The organism is Bradyrhizobium sp. HKCCYLRH2060 (genome assembly GCF_051168135.1).
Taxonomy (GTDB): Bacteria; Pseudomonadota; Alphaproteobacteria; order Rhizobiales; family Xanthobacteraceae; genus Bradyrhizobium.
Genome location: NZ_JBNPUK010000003.1, coordinates 260,375 through 277,023 on the forward strand (window position 1 = coordinate 260,375; position 16,649 = coordinate 277,023).

12 protein-coding genes are annotated in these 16,649 nt (G+C 65.9%); 5 read left to right on the forward strand and 7 right to left on the reverse strand.

Translation table 11 applies throughout. The features are described 5' to 3' along the window. Positions 1-120: 120 nt before the first annotated feature. The 5 genes from ACQR10_RS08990 to ACQR10_RS09010 all read left to right on the forward strand — a co-directional run bounded on the left by ACQR10_RS08990 (position 121) and on the right by ACQR10_RS09010 (position 5,447). A complete protein-coding gene (locus ACQR10_RS08990) occupies positions 121-1,314 on the forward strand; it encodes a pyridoxal-phosphate-dependent aminotransferase family protein (RefSeq protein WP_316216913.1) in 1,194 nt (397 codons plus the stop codon). After that, positions 1,314-2,111 (forward strand): enoyl-CoA hydratase/isomerase family protein, encoded by a 798-nt coding sequence (locus tag ACQR10_RS08995; RefSeq protein WP_315803568.1) that lies wholly within the window; start codon positions 1,314-1,316, stop codon positions 2,109-2,111. Before ACQR10_RS08990 ends, ACQR10_RS08995 begins: the two co-directional genes overlap by 1 nt. Before the next feature lie 133 nt (positions 2,112-2,244). After that, positions 2,245-3,231: a Bug family tripartite tricarboxylate transporter substrate binding protein gene (locus tag ACQR10_RS09000; protein WP_315803567.1), complete on the forward strand. Its 987-nt coding sequence runs from the start codon at positions 2,245-2,247 to the stop codon at positions 3,229-3,231. 32 nt (positions 3,232-3,263) lie between these two features. Next, positions 3,264-3,806, forward strand: a complete 543-nt coding sequence (locus ACQR10_RS09005; protein ID WP_315803566.1) for a tripartite tricarboxylate transporter TctB family protein — start codon at positions 3,264-3,266, stop codon at positions 3,804-3,806. Between the two features lie 120 nt (positions 3,807-3,926). Next, positions 3,927-5,447: a tripartite tricarboxylate transporter permease gene (locus ACQR10_RS09010; RefSeq protein WP_316180076.1), complete on the forward strand. Its 1,521-nt coding sequence runs from the start codon at positions 3,927-3,929 to the stop codon at positions 5,445-5,447. A 268-nt stretch (positions 5,448-5,715) separates the two neighbouring features. On the opposite strand, the gene ACQR10_RS09015 is transcribed toward ACQR10_RS09010, so the two are convergent. The 7 genes from ACQR10_RS09015 to ACQR10_RS09045 form a co-directional block, all read right to left on the reverse strand. Next, positions 5,716-9,627, reverse strand: a complete 3,912-nt coding sequence (locus tag ACQR10_RS09015) for an autotransporter domain-containing protein (RefSeq protein ID WP_434911916.1) — start codon at positions 9,625-9,627, stop codon at positions 5,716-5,718. Positions 9,628-10,206: 579 nt separating this feature from the next. Continuing rightward, positions 10,207-10,368: a hypothetical protein gene (locus ACQR10_RS09020; RefSeq protein WP_316216911.1), complete on the reverse strand. Its 162-nt coding sequence runs from the start codon at positions 10,366-10,368 to the stop codon at positions 10,207-10,209. Between the two features lie 166 nt (positions 10,369-10,534). Then, positions 10,535-11,725: a CaiB/BaiF CoA transferase family protein gene (locus ACQR10_RS09025; RefSeq protein ID WP_316216910.1), complete on the reverse strand. Its 1,191-nt coding sequence runs from the start codon at positions 11,723-11,725 to the stop codon at positions 10,535-10,537. Between the two features lie 135 nt (positions 11,726-11,860). Further along, the gene (locus tag ACQR10_RS09030; protein WP_316216909.1) at positions 11,861-13,084 is read right to left on the reverse strand and encodes a phenylacetate--CoA ligase family protein; all 1,224 of its coding nucleotides are present in this window, start codon (positions 13,082-13,084) and stop codon (positions 11,861-11,863) included. A 140-nt stretch (positions 13,085-13,224) separates the two neighbouring features. Next, a complete protein-coding gene (locus ACQR10_RS09035; protein WP_316180084.1) occupies positions 13,225-14,064 on the reverse strand; it encodes an ABC transporter ATP-binding protein in 840 nt (279 codons plus the stop codon). Positions 14,065-14,228: 164 nt separating this feature from the next. Then, on the reverse strand, positions 14,229-15,515 hold the full coding sequence (locus ACQR10_RS09040) for an ABC transporter substrate-binding protein (protein ID WP_315803559.1): 1,287 nt from the start codon (positions 15,513-15,515) through the stop codon (positions 14,229-14,231). A 58-nt stretch (positions 15,516-15,573) separates the two neighbouring features. Then, positions 15,574-16,647: a branched-chain amino acid ABC transporter permease gene (locus ACQR10_RS09045; protein ID WP_315803558.1), complete on the reverse strand. Its 1,074-nt coding sequence runs from the start codon at positions 16,645-16,647 to the stop codon at positions 15,574-15,576. Positions 16,648-16,649 lie beyond the last annotated feature (2 nt).

Sequence of the window (16,649 nt, forward strand, 5' to 3'; positions counted from 1 at the left end):
CCGGAGCGATCGGTGCTTGCGTCTTCTTTATTGACGCCAGCGGTCTGGCGGGAGAAAAGCGCGGCGAGCGCGTGGCATGCCACGTCCGCGCACCAACCAAATGACCGGGGATGGACGCCAATGACTGTGCACACGGGACGGCATTTTCTTCAGATTCCGGGGCCGACCAACGTACCCGACCGCGTGCTGCGCGCGATGGACATGCCGACCTTGGACCATCGCGGTCCTGAGTTCGCCGAGCTCGGCTTCGCGGTGCTGGCGGCCAGCCAGCGCATCTTCCGCACCAAGCAGCCGGTGATCATCTATCCGTCGTCGGGAACCGGCGCGTGGGAAGCCGCGATCGTCAACACGCTCGCGCCCGGCGACAAGGTGCTGATGGTTGAAACCGGCCAGTTCGCTGTGCTGTGGCGGGGCATCGCCGACAAGTTCAAGCTCGACGTCGACTTCATCCCCGGCGACTGGCGTCATGGCGCCGACATCGCGGCGATCGAGCAGCGTCTGGTCGACGACAAGGCGCACAAGATCAAGGCCGTTTGCGTCGTGCACAATGAGACCTCGACCGGCTGCCTGACGCCGCCGCTCGAGGTGCGCAAGGCGCTCGACCGGTCCGGCCACCCGGCGTTGCTGATGGTCGACACCATCTCCGGCCTCGGCTCGATGGAGTATGAGCACGACGCGTGGGGCATCGACGTCTCCGTCGCGGGCTCGCAGAAGGGCCTGATGCTGCCGCCGGGCCTCGGCTTCAACGCCATCTCGGAGAAGGCGCTCGCCGCCGCCAAGGCCAATCCCGGCATGCGCTCCTACTGGGACTGGCAGGAGATCATCACCTTCAACAAGCTCGGCACCTTTCCCTATACGCCGGCCTGCAATCTGCTGATGGGCCTCAACGAGGCGCTGAAGATGCTGGAGGAGGAGGGCCACGAGAATGTGTTCGCCCGCCACCGCCGCCACAGCCTTGCGACGCGCGCCGCTGTGAAGGCGTGGGGCCTCGACACGCAATGCGCCGATCCGCAGGCGCATTCGCCGGCGCTGACCGGCGTCGTCATGCCCGACGGCCATGATGCCGATCAGTTCCGCAAGACGGTGCTGGAAAACTTCGACATGTCGCTCGGCACCGGCCTCAACAAGATCAAGGGCAAGGTCTTCCGCATCGGCCATATCGGTCATTTCAACGACCTGATGCTGATGGGCACGCTCTCCGGCGTCGAGATGGGCCTGGCGCTCGCCAACGTGCCGCATCGTGCCGGGGGCGTGCTTGCGGCGATGGATGTTCTCAAGGCGCGCGAGGCCGCGCCGATTCCGAAGGTGGCCTGATGACCGCGCCTGTGACCGGCTCCGACGATCTCATCTATGCCGTCGACGACGGCATCGCCAAGATCACCTTCAACCGGCCGCAGGCGCGCAACGCGATGACGTTCGCGATGTACGACCAGATGGCCTCGATCTGCGAGGCCATCAATGGCGATCGGTCGATCAAGGCGCTGATCCTGACCGGGGCCGGCGACAAGGCCTTCGCTTCGGGCACCGACATTTCACAGTTCCGCGCCTTCAAGACCGCGCAGGATGCGCTCGACTATGAGGCGCGGATCGACCGCGTGCTCGGCACGCTGGAACTGTGCCGTGTGCCGGTGATTGCGGCGATCGCGGGCGCCTGCACCGGCGGCGGCGCCGGCATCGCCGCCTGCTGCGACATCCGTATCGGCACAGAGACCACGCGCATCGGTTTTCCGATCGCGCGTACGCTCGGCAACTGCCTGTCGATGTCGAACATTTCGCGCGTGGTCTCGCTGATTGGGCCTGCGCGCACCAAGGATCTCATCTTCAAGGCGCGGCTGGTCGAGGCGCCCGAGGCGCTGGCGCTCGGTCTGCTCAACGAGATCGTGCCCGACGTCGAGACGCTGCAGACACGCGCGCTGGAGACCGCGAAGCTCATCGCCTCGCACGCGCCGATCACCCTCGAGGTGACCAAGGAGGCGGTGCGCCGCATCCGCCGGACCCTGTCGCGGGACGAGGGCGAGGATTTGATCCTGCGCGCCTATATGAGTGAGGATTTCCGCGAGGGCATGGAGGCGTTCCTCAACAAGCGGACGCCGAACTGGAAAGGCAAGTAGTCCGATGCCGTGCTTGCGACCTTATGCCGAGGAACATGAGGCCGCATCGTGCTTGTGTTCTTGAACTGACCACAATAAGCCAGCAGTATCCTGGTAGGATGCAAGCTGGCGTTTCGAACGGGGAAGAAAACACGTGCGCAAACTGATCAAGATCGCGGCCGCGACGGCGGCCATTTTCACAAGCGCTCCGGCCTTTGCCGGCTGGGAGCCGACCAAGCCGGTCGAGATCGTCGTCGCCGCGGGCGCCGGCGGTGCATCCGACCAGATGGCGCGGATGATGCAGGCTGCCATTCAGAAGAACAATCTTCTGAAGCAGCCGGTTGTCGTGTCGCTGAAGGGCGGCGCGTCGGGCGCCGAAGCCCTGATGTACATGAAGTCCAGCGACGGCGATCCGAACAAGATCCTGATCGCCTATTCGCTGATCTACATGCTGCCGCTGTCGGCCAAGCTGCCGTTCGACTGGCACGAGCTGTCGCCGGTTGCGGTGATCGCACTCGACCAGTTCGTGCTGTGGGACAACGTCAACGGCCCAAAGACGGTGAAGGAGTTCATCGATGCCGCCAAGACGTCGGCCTCGCCGTTCAAGATGGGCGGTACCGGCTCCAAGCGAGAGGACCACGTGCTGACCGTCTTCATGGAGAAGAAGACCGGCGCCAAGTTCTCCTATCTGCCTTACAAGTCGGGGGGCGAGGCCGCGACCCAGCTGGTCGGCGGTCACACCGAATCCAACGTCAACAATCCGTCGGAAAATCTCGAAGTCTGGCGCGCCGGCCAGGTGCGTCCGCTGTGCGTATTCGACAAGGAGCGCATCTCCTACACGACGAAGGTCACCGAAACGCAGTCCTGGAACGACATTCCGACCTGCAAGGAGCAGGGGCTCGACGTGCAGTACCTGATGCTGCGCGGCATGTTCCTGCCGGGCAAGGTGACGCAGGAACAGCAGGAGTTCTACATCGACCTGTTCAGCAAGCTGGTGCAGACATCGGAGTACAAGGACTACATGGAGAAGCAGGCGCTGAAGCCGATCTTCCTCACTGGCAAGGACATGCTGCAGTTCCTCGAAGAGGATGGCTCGCTCAACAAGCAGCTGATGACGGAAGCGGGCTTCGTCGCCAAGTAAGGCTGGACGGGGCGAGGGGATGAGGAGGATCGATGTCCAACGCTGAGCTCGAGATTGCCGTCGACGATCCGACCGCGCCGGAGGAGAATTCTCCGGCCGTCACCTCTACCGGGACCGTCGACGTCGCGGTGTCGCTGCTGCTGCTCGCGCTCGCGGTCGTGCTCGCCTGGGACAATTGGCGGACCGGTGCGTCCTGGGACTCGACCGGTCCGGAGCCCGGCTACTTTCCGTTCTATCTGTCGGTGATCCTCGGCGGCGCCAGCCTTTACGGGATCGGCGCCGCCTTCCTGTCGAGCAAGGAAGCAGTCGAGACCTTCGTGACGCGCGCGCAACTGCGCCGCGTGATGGCCGTGTTCGTGCCGACCTTGTTGTTCTGCATCGCGATGCAGTTCCTCGGCATCTATGTCGCGAGCTTCCTGCTCATCGCCGGGTTCATGCGCCTCGTCGGCAAGATCGCGATCTGGAAATCGCTGCTCACGGCGTTCCTGTTCAGCGCCGTGATGTTCGTGACGTTCGATGTCGTGTTCGACGTGATCATGCCGAAGGGGCCGCTCGAAGCGGCGTTCGGGTACTAAACACCGGTCTATCCCCCGTCATTGCGAGGAGCGAAGCGACGAAGCGATCCAGGGCTGCGCACTCTACTCTGGATCGCTTCGCTGCGCTCGCAATGACGCGGTAACAGTTGGATTGAAATCATGGAAGCCTTGGGTCTGCTGCTGCACGGGTTCGCGGTCCTCCTGACCTGGAAGACGCTGCTCTTGATGATGGTCGGGCTGGTGCTCGGCGTCTTCGTCGGCGTGCTGCCCGGGCTGGGCGGCCCCAACGGCGTCGCCATCCTGCTGCCGCTGACCTTCTCGATGGACCCGACCTCGGCCATCGTGATGCTGTCCTGCATCTACTGGGGCGCGCTGTTCGGCGGCGCCATCACCTCGATCCTGTTCAACATTCCCGGCGAGGCGTGGTCGGTGGCGACCACTTTCGACGGCTATCCCATGGCGCAGCAGGGCAAAGCAGCGGAAGCGCTGACCGCCGCCTTCACCTCGTCGTTCATCGGCTCGCTGGTCGCGGTGATGCTGATCACCTTCCTGGCACCCTGGATCTCGTCGTTTGCGCTGAAGTTCGGTCCGCCTGAATTCTTCGCCGTGTATCTCCTGACCTTTTGCTCGTTCGTGGGCCTGGGACGCGAGGACAAGCACAAGACGGTCATTGCGATGGCGCTCGGTCTGCTGCTTGCCGGCGTCGGGATGGACACCGTGTCCGGTCAGTTGCGGATGACCTTTGGCTCGACCGATCTGTTGCGCGGCATCAACTTCCTGGTCGCGGTCATCGGCCTGTTCGGCATCAGCGAGATCCTGCTGACGATGGAGGAACGCCTGGCGCTGCGCGGTCACGCCGCCGCGATCTCCTTGCGCACGGTGCTCGCCGTCTGGAAGGATCTGCCGAAATACTGGATGACGCTGCTGCGTTCCTCAGTGATCGGCTGCTGGCTCGGCATCACGCCGGGCGGCGCGATTGCGGCCTCCTTCATGGGCTACAACCTCGCCAAGCGCTTCTCCAAGAACCAGGACAGTTTTGGCAAGGGCCGTATCGAGGGCGTGTTCGCACCCGAGACCGCAGCGCATGCCTCGGGCACCGCGGCGCTGTTGCCGATGCTGGCGCTCGGCATTCCCGGCTCGGGTACCGCGGCGATCCTGCTCGGCGGCCTGATGGTGTGGGGCCTCAATCCCGGCCCGCTGCTGTTCGTGGAGCACAAGGACTTCGTCTGGGGCCTGATCGCCTCGATGTATCTCGGCAATGTCGTCGGCCTCGTGCTGGTGCTCTCGACCGTGCCGATCTTCGCCTCGATCCTGCGCGTGCCGTTCGCGGCGGTGGCGCCGATGATCGTGGTGTCCTGCGCGATCGGCGCCTACGCCATCCAGAACGCGATGTTCGACGTGTGGCTGATGCTCGGCTTCGGCGTCGTCGGCTATGTCTTCAAGAAGATCAAGATCCCGCTGGCGCCGTTCACCTTGGCGCTGGTGCTCGGTAGCCGTGCCGAGGATGCATTCCGGCAGTCGATGATCATCTCCGGCGGCAACATGAAGGTGTTCTGGGCCAACGGTCTCGTCGGCACCATCACGACGCTGGCGATCCTGCTGCTGTTCTGGCCGCTGATCGATCGGCTGGTGGCGAGCTTCGGCAAGTCCAGCGCGCCTGCGGCGAAGGCCGAGGCGTAGGGCAAGCTGGCCGCGACGTATTGGGCCTCATGGTTCGAGACGCGCCGCGCTCGACCGTTGCCGTTTTCGTTGGTCTGGGCGCGGCGCTCCTCACCATGACGGGCTAGGGACCGAGCGGCCGCCTTACACGAGGCCATGAACACGCCGACCGCGTATTCATGGAGAGGATCTTGATCGCGCCGCGGATTCAGACCTCGTCCTGAGGAGCCCGCCCCTAGGCGGGCGTCTCGAAGGACTGCCTCGGGAGAGGTGAGCGCCGCGCCAGCTCTCACCACGCGTAGCGCACGGTCCCTTTGCCTGCATAGGAGCGCGTGACGTTCGAGAGCTCGCTCTCCAATGTGGCCATTGCGCTCCAGCCGTTCAGCCAATTCATCTCGATCGATGTGGTCGCTAGCGCGGAATCGCGCGCCTGCGCTGCGCCGTTCACGACGAAGCTCGCGCCCGGCAGCGTCTGGAAGGTCGCGGCGACTGAACGATCGGGATTGAAGTCGTGCGCCCAGGCGAGTCGGCCGCGCAGGGTGAGTGTGCCATCGCTCAAGGCATAGGACTTGTCAGTCCGCAGGCCGAGCTCAGTGCGCGTATCAGCGACCGTCTTGCCGTTGTAGCTCAGCGCGAACGTCGAGGCCCCGGCGACGGCTTGCTCGACGTAACCGGGCAGCCGCAGGCTCGTGACCTGCGCCGCTGCGTACGGCGTCAATCCGATGCCGCCGACCGGCGCAAGGAAGCGGGTGCCGCCCTCGATGCGGCCGGTCCAGGCGTGGGCCTGATAGGTCGCGCGCAGCCGGTCGGCGCCGGCGATGGTGACGGCACGGTCGGTGGTGACGTCCTGCCAGCCATAGGCCAGGGCGGCTCCGAGATAGCTCGGGCCGATATGATGATGCAGATAGGCGCCGGCTTGGAACAGGTCGGAACGGCCGGAGCCGAGGCCGCCGACGCTGAAGTTGGTGCCGCCGCCGCCGAGCGCGAAGCCTGCAAAGGTCTGCGGCGCGATCCGGTAATCGGCGCCGACAGCGGTGCCGGCGATGCGGCTGGTGGTGTCGCTGGAGCCGACGCCCGCATTGCCGCTGGTCGATTGTGAGCCGCCGAAGCCGGCCGCCCAGACATTCCAGCGCTGCGCGAAGTCCGCCGGCCTGTCGTCGGTCAGCATCGCAAAGGCATTGGTGCGCTTGCGCGTGGGGTCCGCGTAGCTGCTCGCGCTGCCACCGCCGGTACCGCCGCCAGCACGCTGTGCGAACGGATCGGTCAGCAGGCCCGCGAACTGGCTCATCGCGTTGAACGTCGTCTGCTGGCTCCCGGTCGCGCTCTCACCGGACGCCTGCGTCAGCCCGGCTCGATTCATCTTGCCGAACACGATCGGAATGTCGCCGGTTCGGTCGAAGAAGATCGAGAGCGTGTCGCCGACCGCTTTCTGATTGCCGTTGAGCCCGCCGGGCAGGGCGAAGGCGAGGATCAGATCGAGATAGACGTTGTTAGCGTCGTAGCTCAGGCTGGTCTTGAAGCCGGAGGGCAGGTTGGTCTGCACCACCGAGCCGAAGCGGCCGGAGACGCCGCCGCTCGTCGTCAGGATGGTGTAGCGCTTGTCGACATAGCCACCGCCGGCGAACGCCGCGTTCACCGTCGAGCCGCCGAGCGTGGCCGATCCGGTCACGCTCGCGAACGTGGCCGTCGTCGGATCGAGCTGCACCAGATAGAAGGCGCCGGACTGGAACGCGAGGTTGCCGACGATGGTCATCGACGAGCCGGCTGCGCCATTGCCGGGCGCGAGCGTGCCGCCATTGTTGATGCTGACTGTCATCGGCGGATCGACCAGGCCCGCGCCCATCAGCGTGCCGCCGGCATTGACGGTCACACCCGAGGTATTGGTGATCGCGCCCTCGACGTCGAGCACGCCGCCGTTGATGGTGGTCGCACCGGTGTAGCTGCTGGCGCCGGTGAGAGTCATCCGGCCGCTGCCGGCCTTGGTGAAACCGCCGCTGCCGGAGATCGTGCCTGAGAAGGTCGTATTGCCGTTGTTGCCGCCCGCCGTCAGCGTCGCCGCGCCGAGCAGGACGCTTCCGCTCCCCGCCAGCGAGCCGATGCTCTGATCGAAGCCGTTGAGATCGAGCGTCGCACCCGGCGCGATCATGAACGCGCTGGCCGAGGCGAGCACGCCGGAGGCGCCGGCCTGCAAGGTGCCGGCGCCGATCGTGGTCGCGCCGGTGTAGCTGGTCGGCCCGTCGAACCGCATCGTGCCGGTGCCGACCTTGGTGAAGCCGCCGCTGCCGGAGATCGTGCCGGTGTAGCTCGTGCTGGCGTTGTCGCCGCCTGACGTCAGCGTGCCCGCGCCGAGCAGCACGGCGCCGCCGCCCGTCAGCGAGGCGATCGTCTGATTGAAGCCGTTGAGATCGAGAGTGCCGCCATTGTCGACCTCGATGGAGCTCGAGGGGGCGAAGGCGCCGGCCGCGCCGGCGCGCAGCGTGCCGCCATCGACGATGGTCGCCCCGGTGTAGGTGTTGGTGCCGCCGAGTGTGAGCACGCCCGGGCCGCTCTTGACGAAGGTGCCACTGCCCGAGATCGTGCCCGAGAACACGGTGGCGCCGCCATTGTCGCCGATCGCCAGCGACCCGTTGGTTCCGAGGAGGACGCTGCCGCTGCCGCCAAGTCCGCCGATGGTCTGGCCCGTGCCATCGATGTCGAGCGTCGCACCGCTCGCGATCATGTAGCTGCTGGCGACCGAGAGAACGCCGGACGCACCGGTCCGCAGGGTGCCGCCGCTGATGACGGTGTCGCCGGCAAAAGTGGTCGTCCCGGTCAGCGTCAGGGTGCCAGCGCCGAGCTTGGTCAGTCCGCCGCTGCCGGTGATCGTGCCGCTGAGCGTGGCGTTGTTGCCGTTGGTGTCGAAGCTGCCGCCGCCGGCATTGAGCGTGATGTTGCGGCTGGAGCTGAAGCCCGCGAGATATTGCAACGTGCCGCCGCCGAACGAGAGCCCGCCGGAGGCCGCGCCGAGGCTGGCGTCGGAGGAGACCGCGAGCGCACCCTGGTTGATGGCCCAGGGCGTGACGGCGGTCGTGGTGCCGGTCAACGTCCAGGTGCTCGTGCCGGTCTTCACGAAGCTCGAGAAGCCTTGATACTGCGCCGAGGCGCCGATCGTGGACGCGTCGAAGGTGCCGTTCACAGCGCCGCCGAGTCGGAAGGTGTCGCTGCCGGTGCCGACCACGTTGCCGTTGATGATCGAGTTCGCCCAGATCTCCAGCGTGTTGCTGCCGCCGGTGAAGGTGATTGCGTTGGCGCTGGTCACGGCGACGCCGCCGGTATTGAACCCGGCCGAGATCGTGCCGCTGTTGATGATGGTGAGATTGGCGCCGGTGACGCCGGCCCCGGCCGGACGGTAGTCGCCGTCGTTCGCATTTGGGCCAACGCCCTTGTTTCCTGAAGCGCCACCGCTGATGCTCCCGGAGTTGATCAAGGTTCCACCGGCTGCGAAGACCGCGCCTGCACCGCCATTGCCGCCATCGCCACCGGCGTGGAATTGGATGCTGTTGGCGGTGTTGCCGCCATCGCCGCCTACGCCACAGAAAATCGCGCCAGAATTGACCAGGATACTGGTGCCGGTCAGATAGACGCCGTAACCACCATCGCCGCCGTCGCCTCCACGACCAGTGCCGTTGGCGACGCCGCCGGGACCGCCGCCACCAGCAGTGATCACCCCAACGTTCGTGTACGTCAGGCCGCTGCCATCCACGACCACCCCGTAGCCGCCCGCTCCACCGCCGCCGGCTCCGAAGCTGAGGCTGGTCGAGCCGCCCCGTCCGCCATTGCCGCCGGTTACGGTTGTCGAATTGACGTCGTTCGTGATGACCACCGCGCCATGAGCGCCACCACCGCCACCGCCGCCGCCGGTGCTCCCGCTGCCGCTTTCGCCGGCATGTCCCCGCTCGCCCGCGCCGATGCCGCCTTGGCCCCCCAGGGTCTGGCCCGTGCTGTCACCTCCGCCGTTGCCGCCGTTCACACCCGCGCCGCCGCCGCCGCCTCCTTGCGCAATGCTGGCTCCGGCACCACCATCGCCGCCCGAACCAGTGGCCGAACTCGTGCCGCCATTCCCAGTCGCTGCGCCGCCGTCGCCGCCACTCGTCGCCTGGGCGAGGAGTGGGCTGGCGAGCATGACGGTGAGTAGCGCTGTCGTCGCTGTCAGCCAACGCAACTGAGTACGTCGGAGTGAATCGGCCGATGTCTCGTTCTTCAATCTGCCTGGGATCAGCACTTCAGCCCTTCGCGCGACTCGATATCAGGCCGGTACCGATCGACGGACGCAGGCCGTCGTCCAAAGCACGCAAATTTGCGGGGGCGGGAATTGTGACTTTTTGGGTGAATTGAGCGGCAGTGCAGATCGTAATCGGACTGTGGCACCGCCGACACGTTTACGAGAGGCCGGATCGGCAGCGACGGACCGTTGTTCGAATCGCTTCCGCGCTTCTCCAGAGGTTGTGTCTTTGCGATGACAGCATTTTAGGCAGCACAGTGGTAGGCTTCATTCATGGGCAGACGTCGTGCTGCTCACGCGCGGTGCCTGATCTTTGGTCATCGCGCCCTGATGTTTCCTCCCGAGACGATCACCTTGCCCGGCGCGTGCGTCGGGCTTTTTTTTGCATTCGGTGGATCAGGGTTCGCAGCTCATCCCGTCACCCTCGAAAAGAAAAAGCCTCCGTCCGGTTTTCGGAACGAAGGCTTCGAGCAAAGGTGATGCAGGTCAGCGAGCGCATGAACCTGAGGCAGGCCAGCCTCAGTTGGCCTTCTCCGCGAGCGGCATGTGGTACCAGTCGGACTCGTTGTCCAGCATCGTCTCATCGAAGGGCAGCGCGCCGTCGTGATTCAGAGCGGCGGCGTTGACGTCGCGGACGATATCCATCGCCGACAGAAACTCGTTCAATTCCGATGCGCTCATGACCCGCTACTCCTCACGCCCGCGGGCCCTAGGGGTCCGCGTCAACTGATGAGAAGAGGTTAACGCGGTCTCGCTCTGGCCTCAATCCCGCCCAGGTCGAAGTTCCAACGTGGTGACATCTGGGCCACAGCGGCGGGATGCCGCGGCTTGGTCATATTGCACCTGCTCACACGACGCGATGCAGGCGGAGATCGGCGATCTCGCCGTCGGTAAAGCCGAATTCCGAAAGGATCTCCTCGGTCTGCTCGCCGAATTCCGGCGGCCGCGCCGCCATCCGGCTCGGCGTGCGCGACAAGGTGAAGGGCTGCGCCACCAGCGTGATGTCACGGCCGTCGTCGCTGGCGACCTGCTGAGCCATCCCGAGATGCTTCACTTGCGGATCCTCGAACATCTGATCGATCGCGTAAATCGGGCCGCAGGGCACGCCGGCGGCGTTGAGCCCGGCGACCCATTGCTCGCTCGTCTTCGCCAGCGTGCGCGCGTTGATCTCGGCGTTGAGCGCATCGCGGTTCTTCGAGCGCGCCGGCGCGGTGGCGTAGTCCGGATTGTCGATCCATTCGGGCGCGCCGAGCGTCTGGCACAGCCGCTCCCAGATCCGCCCGCCGGTCGCGGCGATGTTGATGTAGCCGTCGGAGGTCTTGAACACGCCGGTGGGGATGCTGGTCGGATGGTTGTTGCCGGCCTGAGGCGCGACGTCCTTCTCCATCAGCCAGCGCGCGGCCTGGAAGTCGAGCATGAAGATCTGCGCCTGCAACAGCGAGGTCTGGACCCACTGGCCCTCGCCGGAGACCTCGCGCTCGAGTAGCGCGGTGAGGATGCCCATCGCGCAGGACAGGCCCGCGGAGAGATCGGCGATCGGGATGCCCGCGCGCATCGGCCCCTCGCCGGGCGCGCCGGTGATCGACATCAGCCCGCCCATTCCTTGCGCGATCTGATCGAAGCCGGGCCGCTTGGCATAGGGGCCGTCCTGGCCGAAGCCGGATATGCTGCCATAGACGATGCGCGGATTGACCTTGCGCACCGCCTCGTAGTCGATGCGGAGCTTGGTCTTCACGTCGGGCCGATAGTTCTCGATGACCACGTCGGCCTGCTTCGCCAGCCGCATGAACACGTCGACGCCCTTGGGGTCCTTCAGGTTGAGCGTCATCGCGCGCTTGTTGCGGTGCAGGTTCTGGAAGTCGGAACCGCGGCGCGGGCCGCCGAGCGCCTCGCCGCCGTCCTCCATCATCGCGTCGATCTTGATCACGTTGGCGCCCCAATCGGCGAACTGCCGCGCGCAGGTCGGGCCGGCGCGCACCCGCGTCAGATCGAGCACGGTGAAGCGGGACAGGGCTTTGGACGCGCGCGGAAAGGCCATGCGGACGAACTCCGAGAGACGGGACATGGCTGTATAGGAGAGCGCGCGGGAGGCGACAATTGCGTGCGGGCGGTGCGGGCCGCCCAGCTCATGCCGCTGGTGCAGGGCTTCCCGTTACGGGAACATCGCGCCGTCTCACCGCTCGTCTGCGATCACCTTGCCGTCGTTGGGCAGCGCGCCTGGCGCGACCAGCTCGATGCCGCCGCCGAGCTTGGTGATGTTGCGCAGGCTCGCTGAGAGCGCGTCCTGCAGGCCATCCGACGGCGAGGCGCATTCCGCCTTCAGCGTCATCGCGTCGGTCTCGCCGGCGCGGGTCACGACCAGCCTGAGGCGGCCGAGCTCCGGGTGGCGCTTGCCGATCTCGGCGACCTGCTCGGGGCGCACGAACATGCCCTTGATCTTGGTGGTCTGGTCGGCGCGGCCCATCCAGCCCTTGATGCGCATGTTGGTGCGGCCGCAGGCGCTGATGCCGGGCAGGGCGGCGGTGAGGTCGCCGAGGGCCAGGCGAATCCAGGGGTGATGAGGATCGAGCGACGTGACGACGATCTCGCCGACATCGCCTGGCGCCACCGGATCGCCGGTGCCGGGGCGGACGATCTCGAAGATCAGGTCCTCGTTGACGACCATGCCGTCGCGCGCTGCGGTCTCATAGGCGATGATGCCGAGATCGGCGGTGCCGAACGCCTGATAGGCATCAATGCCGCGCGCCTTGATCTCGGCCTGCAGCGACGGCGGGAACGCCGCGCCAGACACCAGCGCGCGCTTGAGCGAGGAGACGTCGCGGCCAGCGCTGGCAGCGCCGTCGAGCAGGATCTTGAGGAAGTCGGGCGTGCCGCTGTAGCCGATCGGGCGATAGGCCTCGATCAGCTCGAACTGCGCCTCGGTGTTCCCTGGTCCCGCCGGAATGACAGCGCAACCGAGCGCGCGCGCCGAGGCATCGAAGATGAAGCCGCCCGGCGTCAGATGATAGCTGAAGGTGTTGAGCACGACGTCGCCACTGCGCAAGCCCGACGCGAACAGCGCGCGGGCGCCGCGCCAGGGATCGTTGTGCGCTGCCTCCGGCTCGAAGATCGGTCCGGGCGATGTGAACAGGCGCGAGAACGCGCCGGGCGCCTGCGCGACGAAGCCGCCGAACGGCGGGGCAGCTTTGTGCAGGGCAGGCAGTTCGGATTTGCGCAGCACCGGCAGCTGCGCCAGCGCGGCGCGGGTCGTGATTTCTCCGGGATCGATGCCCTGCAGCAGCGCCGCATACGCCGGCGCCGTCATCGCCGCACGCAGCACGTCGGGCAGGCGGGCGAACAGCTCCTGCTCGCGGGCTGCGGGATCACGGGTTTCGAGGGCGTCGTAGTGGGTGGTCATTGCTCGTGTCCTGGCACGTCATTCCGGGACGGCTCGCTGCGCGAACTGGCGAAGCCATTTGGCGCACTGGACCGAACCCGGAAATCTCGAGATTCCGGGTTCGCGCGTGCCGCGCGCCCCGGAATGACGGAGTGTGACGTTCACAGCCACCGCTTCCGCCGTTTGAAGCTCTTCAGGTTCTTGAAGCTCTTGCGCTGGTCGCCGGCGCCGCCGAGGTAGAATTCCTTGACGTCCTCGTTGTCGCGCAAGCTGTCGGCGGTGCCGTCGAGCACCACCTTTCCCTGCTCCATGATGTAGCCGTGGCTGGCCACCGACAGCGCCGCGCGCGCGTTCTGTTCGACCAGCAGGATGGTGACGCCGAGATCGCGGTTGATCTCCTTGATGATCGCGAACACTTCCTTGACCAATAGCGGCGACAGTCCCATCGACGGCTCGTCCATCAGGATCATCTTCGGCCGCGCCATCAGCGCGCGCCCGATCGCCAGCATCTGCTGCTCGCCGCCGGAGAGATAGCCGGCGAGGCCGGTGCGCTCCTTCAGCCGCGGGAAATAGTTGAACACCATCTCGATGTCGCTTGCGACCTCGCGATCGGATCGCGTGAAGGCGCCGAGCTTGAGGTTCTCCAGCGACGTCATGTCGGAGACGATGCGGCGCCCCTCCATGACCTGGAAGATGCCGCGGCGAACGATCTTCTCCGGATCGATGCCGTCGATGCGCGCGCCGTCGAACATGATCTCGCCGCGCGTGACCTCGCCGTCCTCGGTCTTCAACAGGCCGGAGATCGCCTTTAGCGTCGTCGACTTGCCGGCGCCGTTGGCGCCGAGCAGCGCGACGATCGCGCCCTTGGGCACATCGAGGCTGAGCCCGCGCAGCACCAGGATGACGTCGTCATAGACGACCTCGATGTTGCGGACGGAGAGCAGGGGGGCTGCTGTCGCGCTGGCTGCGCCGGTTCGCGGAGTGTCGAGTGTTTCGGTCATTGTGGCTGTCCACCGCTGTCGTCCCCCGCGCAGGCGGGGGACCCAGTATTCCAGAGACGCCGATGCTTGATCGATGAGCCGCGGCGTACTGGATCCCCGCTTTCGCGGGGATGACGATCGTGTGTGGGGCGACTGCTGAGTTCACTCAACCGTCGCCGATCAACTTACCAACCAGCCCATTCCGCCTTGCGCGGCAGCTCGATGGTCTTGACCTTCTCGAGCTTGATCACGCCCTTGGCCATGAGGTCGTTGAGGTCGCCATCGGTCGGACCCGTCACGCGGGCGCGATAGAGGTCGACCTTCATGGTGCCGCGGTGGTCCTTGTCCGTCCAGGTCGACGGGCTGCAGACGCCCTCCATCCCGGCCGGCACCCAATCTTTCTTCTGATAGAAGCCCTTGGCAACGTTCTCGCCGGTGGCACCGCCGTTCTTCGCAGCCCACTCGATCGCCTCCTTCATGTAGAGCGAGGAGCAGACCGCGGCGACGTAGTGCACCGGGCGGTAGACCTTGCCGGTCGGGTCGGACATCTTCGAGATCTCCTGCACCGTCTTCATGCCCGGCGCATCGCCACCCCAGGCCACCGAGGTGCGCAGCGGGAAGATCACGCCGTCGGCGGCAGCGCCCGCGGTCTTGGCGGCGTTCTCGTCCATGCCCCAGACGTTGGACAGGAACTGCACGTCGACGCCGGCATTCTTGCAGGCCTTCATCACCGAGATGTTGGAAGCCGCGGTGTTGCCGAGATAGGCGTAGTTGGCGCCGGAGCTCTTCAGGCTCAGGCACTGCGCGCTGTAGTCGCCCGGCGCCAGCGCGAACACCAGCGGCGGCAGCACCTCGAAGCCGAGCTCGGTGGCGAGCGCCTCGCCGGCCGCCTTGGGCGCGTTGGGGTAGGGGTGGTTGGCGCCCATGTGGACGAATTTCGGCTTGCCCGGCTTGCCCTTGGCCTTCCAGTCCTCGGCCGCCCAGGTCAGCTCGGCGCGCAGCGCATCCGAGTAGCTCGGGCCGTAGAAGAAGTTGTACGGCGCCGGCTTCGCCTTGCCGCTGGTGCCTTCCGGATCGGTCAGCGCGGCAGCGTAGGAGCCGGACATGTCCGGGATCTTGTCGTTGGCGAGGAAGCCGGTCAGCGCCTCGGTGTCGGCGGTGCCCCAGCCCATGATCGCCGCGACCTTGTTGTCCGGTGCCGACCACTTCTTGTACAACGCGATCGCGCGCGGCACCTGGTAGCCATAATCGTTGCTGTCGACTGCGAGCTGCTTGCCGCCGATGCCGCCGTTCTTGTTGACCCAGGCGAAGGTGTCCGCGACGCCCTGGCCGTAGGGCGTGCCGACGTCGGACGTGCCGCCTGAGAGATCCTGCAGATGGCCGATCGCGATCTGCTGCGCCTGCGCCGACGGGGCGAATGCGCCCGCCAAGAGCGCCAGTGCCGCCGAGCCGAGCCATGATTTGATCGTCATAGTGCTTCCTCCTGTGGTGGGTTCGGGCCGGATTGCCGCCGGTCCCTGTTGGTTGGAATCAATGTGAGAACGGATAGAGCTTCCAATAGGTCTTGATCTGGCGCCAGCGATGCGCGAGCCCGTCGGGCTCGAACATCAGGAAGCCGATGATGATCAGGCCGATCGCGATCTCGCGCAGAAAGGTGATGTTGTTGTTGAGCGCGAGCGCCTTGTCGATCGCGCCGCCCTTGAGGAGATGGCTGAGCCACTCCATCGATTCCGGCAGCAGAACGACGAAGGCGGTCCCCATCAGCGTGCCCATGATCGAACCGGTGCCGCCGATGATGATCATCGCAAGGAACAGGATCGAGCGCTCGATGCCGAAACCTTCCTGCGAGATCACCAGCTGGTAGTGCGCATAGAGGGCGCCTGCAATGCCGGCGAAGAACGCGGCGAGGCCGAACGACAGCGTGCGATATTTGGTCAGGTTGATGCCCATGATCTCGGCCGAGAGATAATGGTCGCGGATCGCGATCAGCGCCCGGCCGTCGCGGGTGCGCATCAGGTTGGTGACGAGGAGGTAGCAGACCAGCACATAGGCCAGCACGACATAAAAATACTGCCGGTCGCCGCGCAGCGTGTAGCCTAGAATCGAGAACGGATTGGCCGAAGCCGGCACCGAGCCGCCGGAGAACCATTCGGCCCGGGAGAAGAAGTCGAGCAGGATGTATTGCGCAGCGAGGGTGGCGATGACGAGATAGAGCCCCTTCAGCCGCGCCGCCGGAAGGCCGAAGACCAGACCAACGAGGGCCGTGATCACGCCGGCGAGCGGGATCGCGAAGAACACCGGTATGGCATAGGCGTTGTTGATGTAGGCCGAGGTGAAGGCGCCGAGCAGGAAGAAGCCGGCCTGGCCGATCGAGATCTGGCCGGTGAAGCCGACCAGGATGTTCAGCCCGAGGGCCGCGATCGCGAAGATGCCGATCTGGATCGAAACCGACAGCCAGTATTCGGAGAACACCTGCGGCGCGAAGCACAGCAGGATGACACCGGCGATCGCGAAATTGCGGCTGGTCCTGGTCGGGAAGATCGTGGTGTCGGCCGCGTAGGAGGTGCGGAAGTCACCGGCGGGTATCGTGGAACGTGCGACCATGG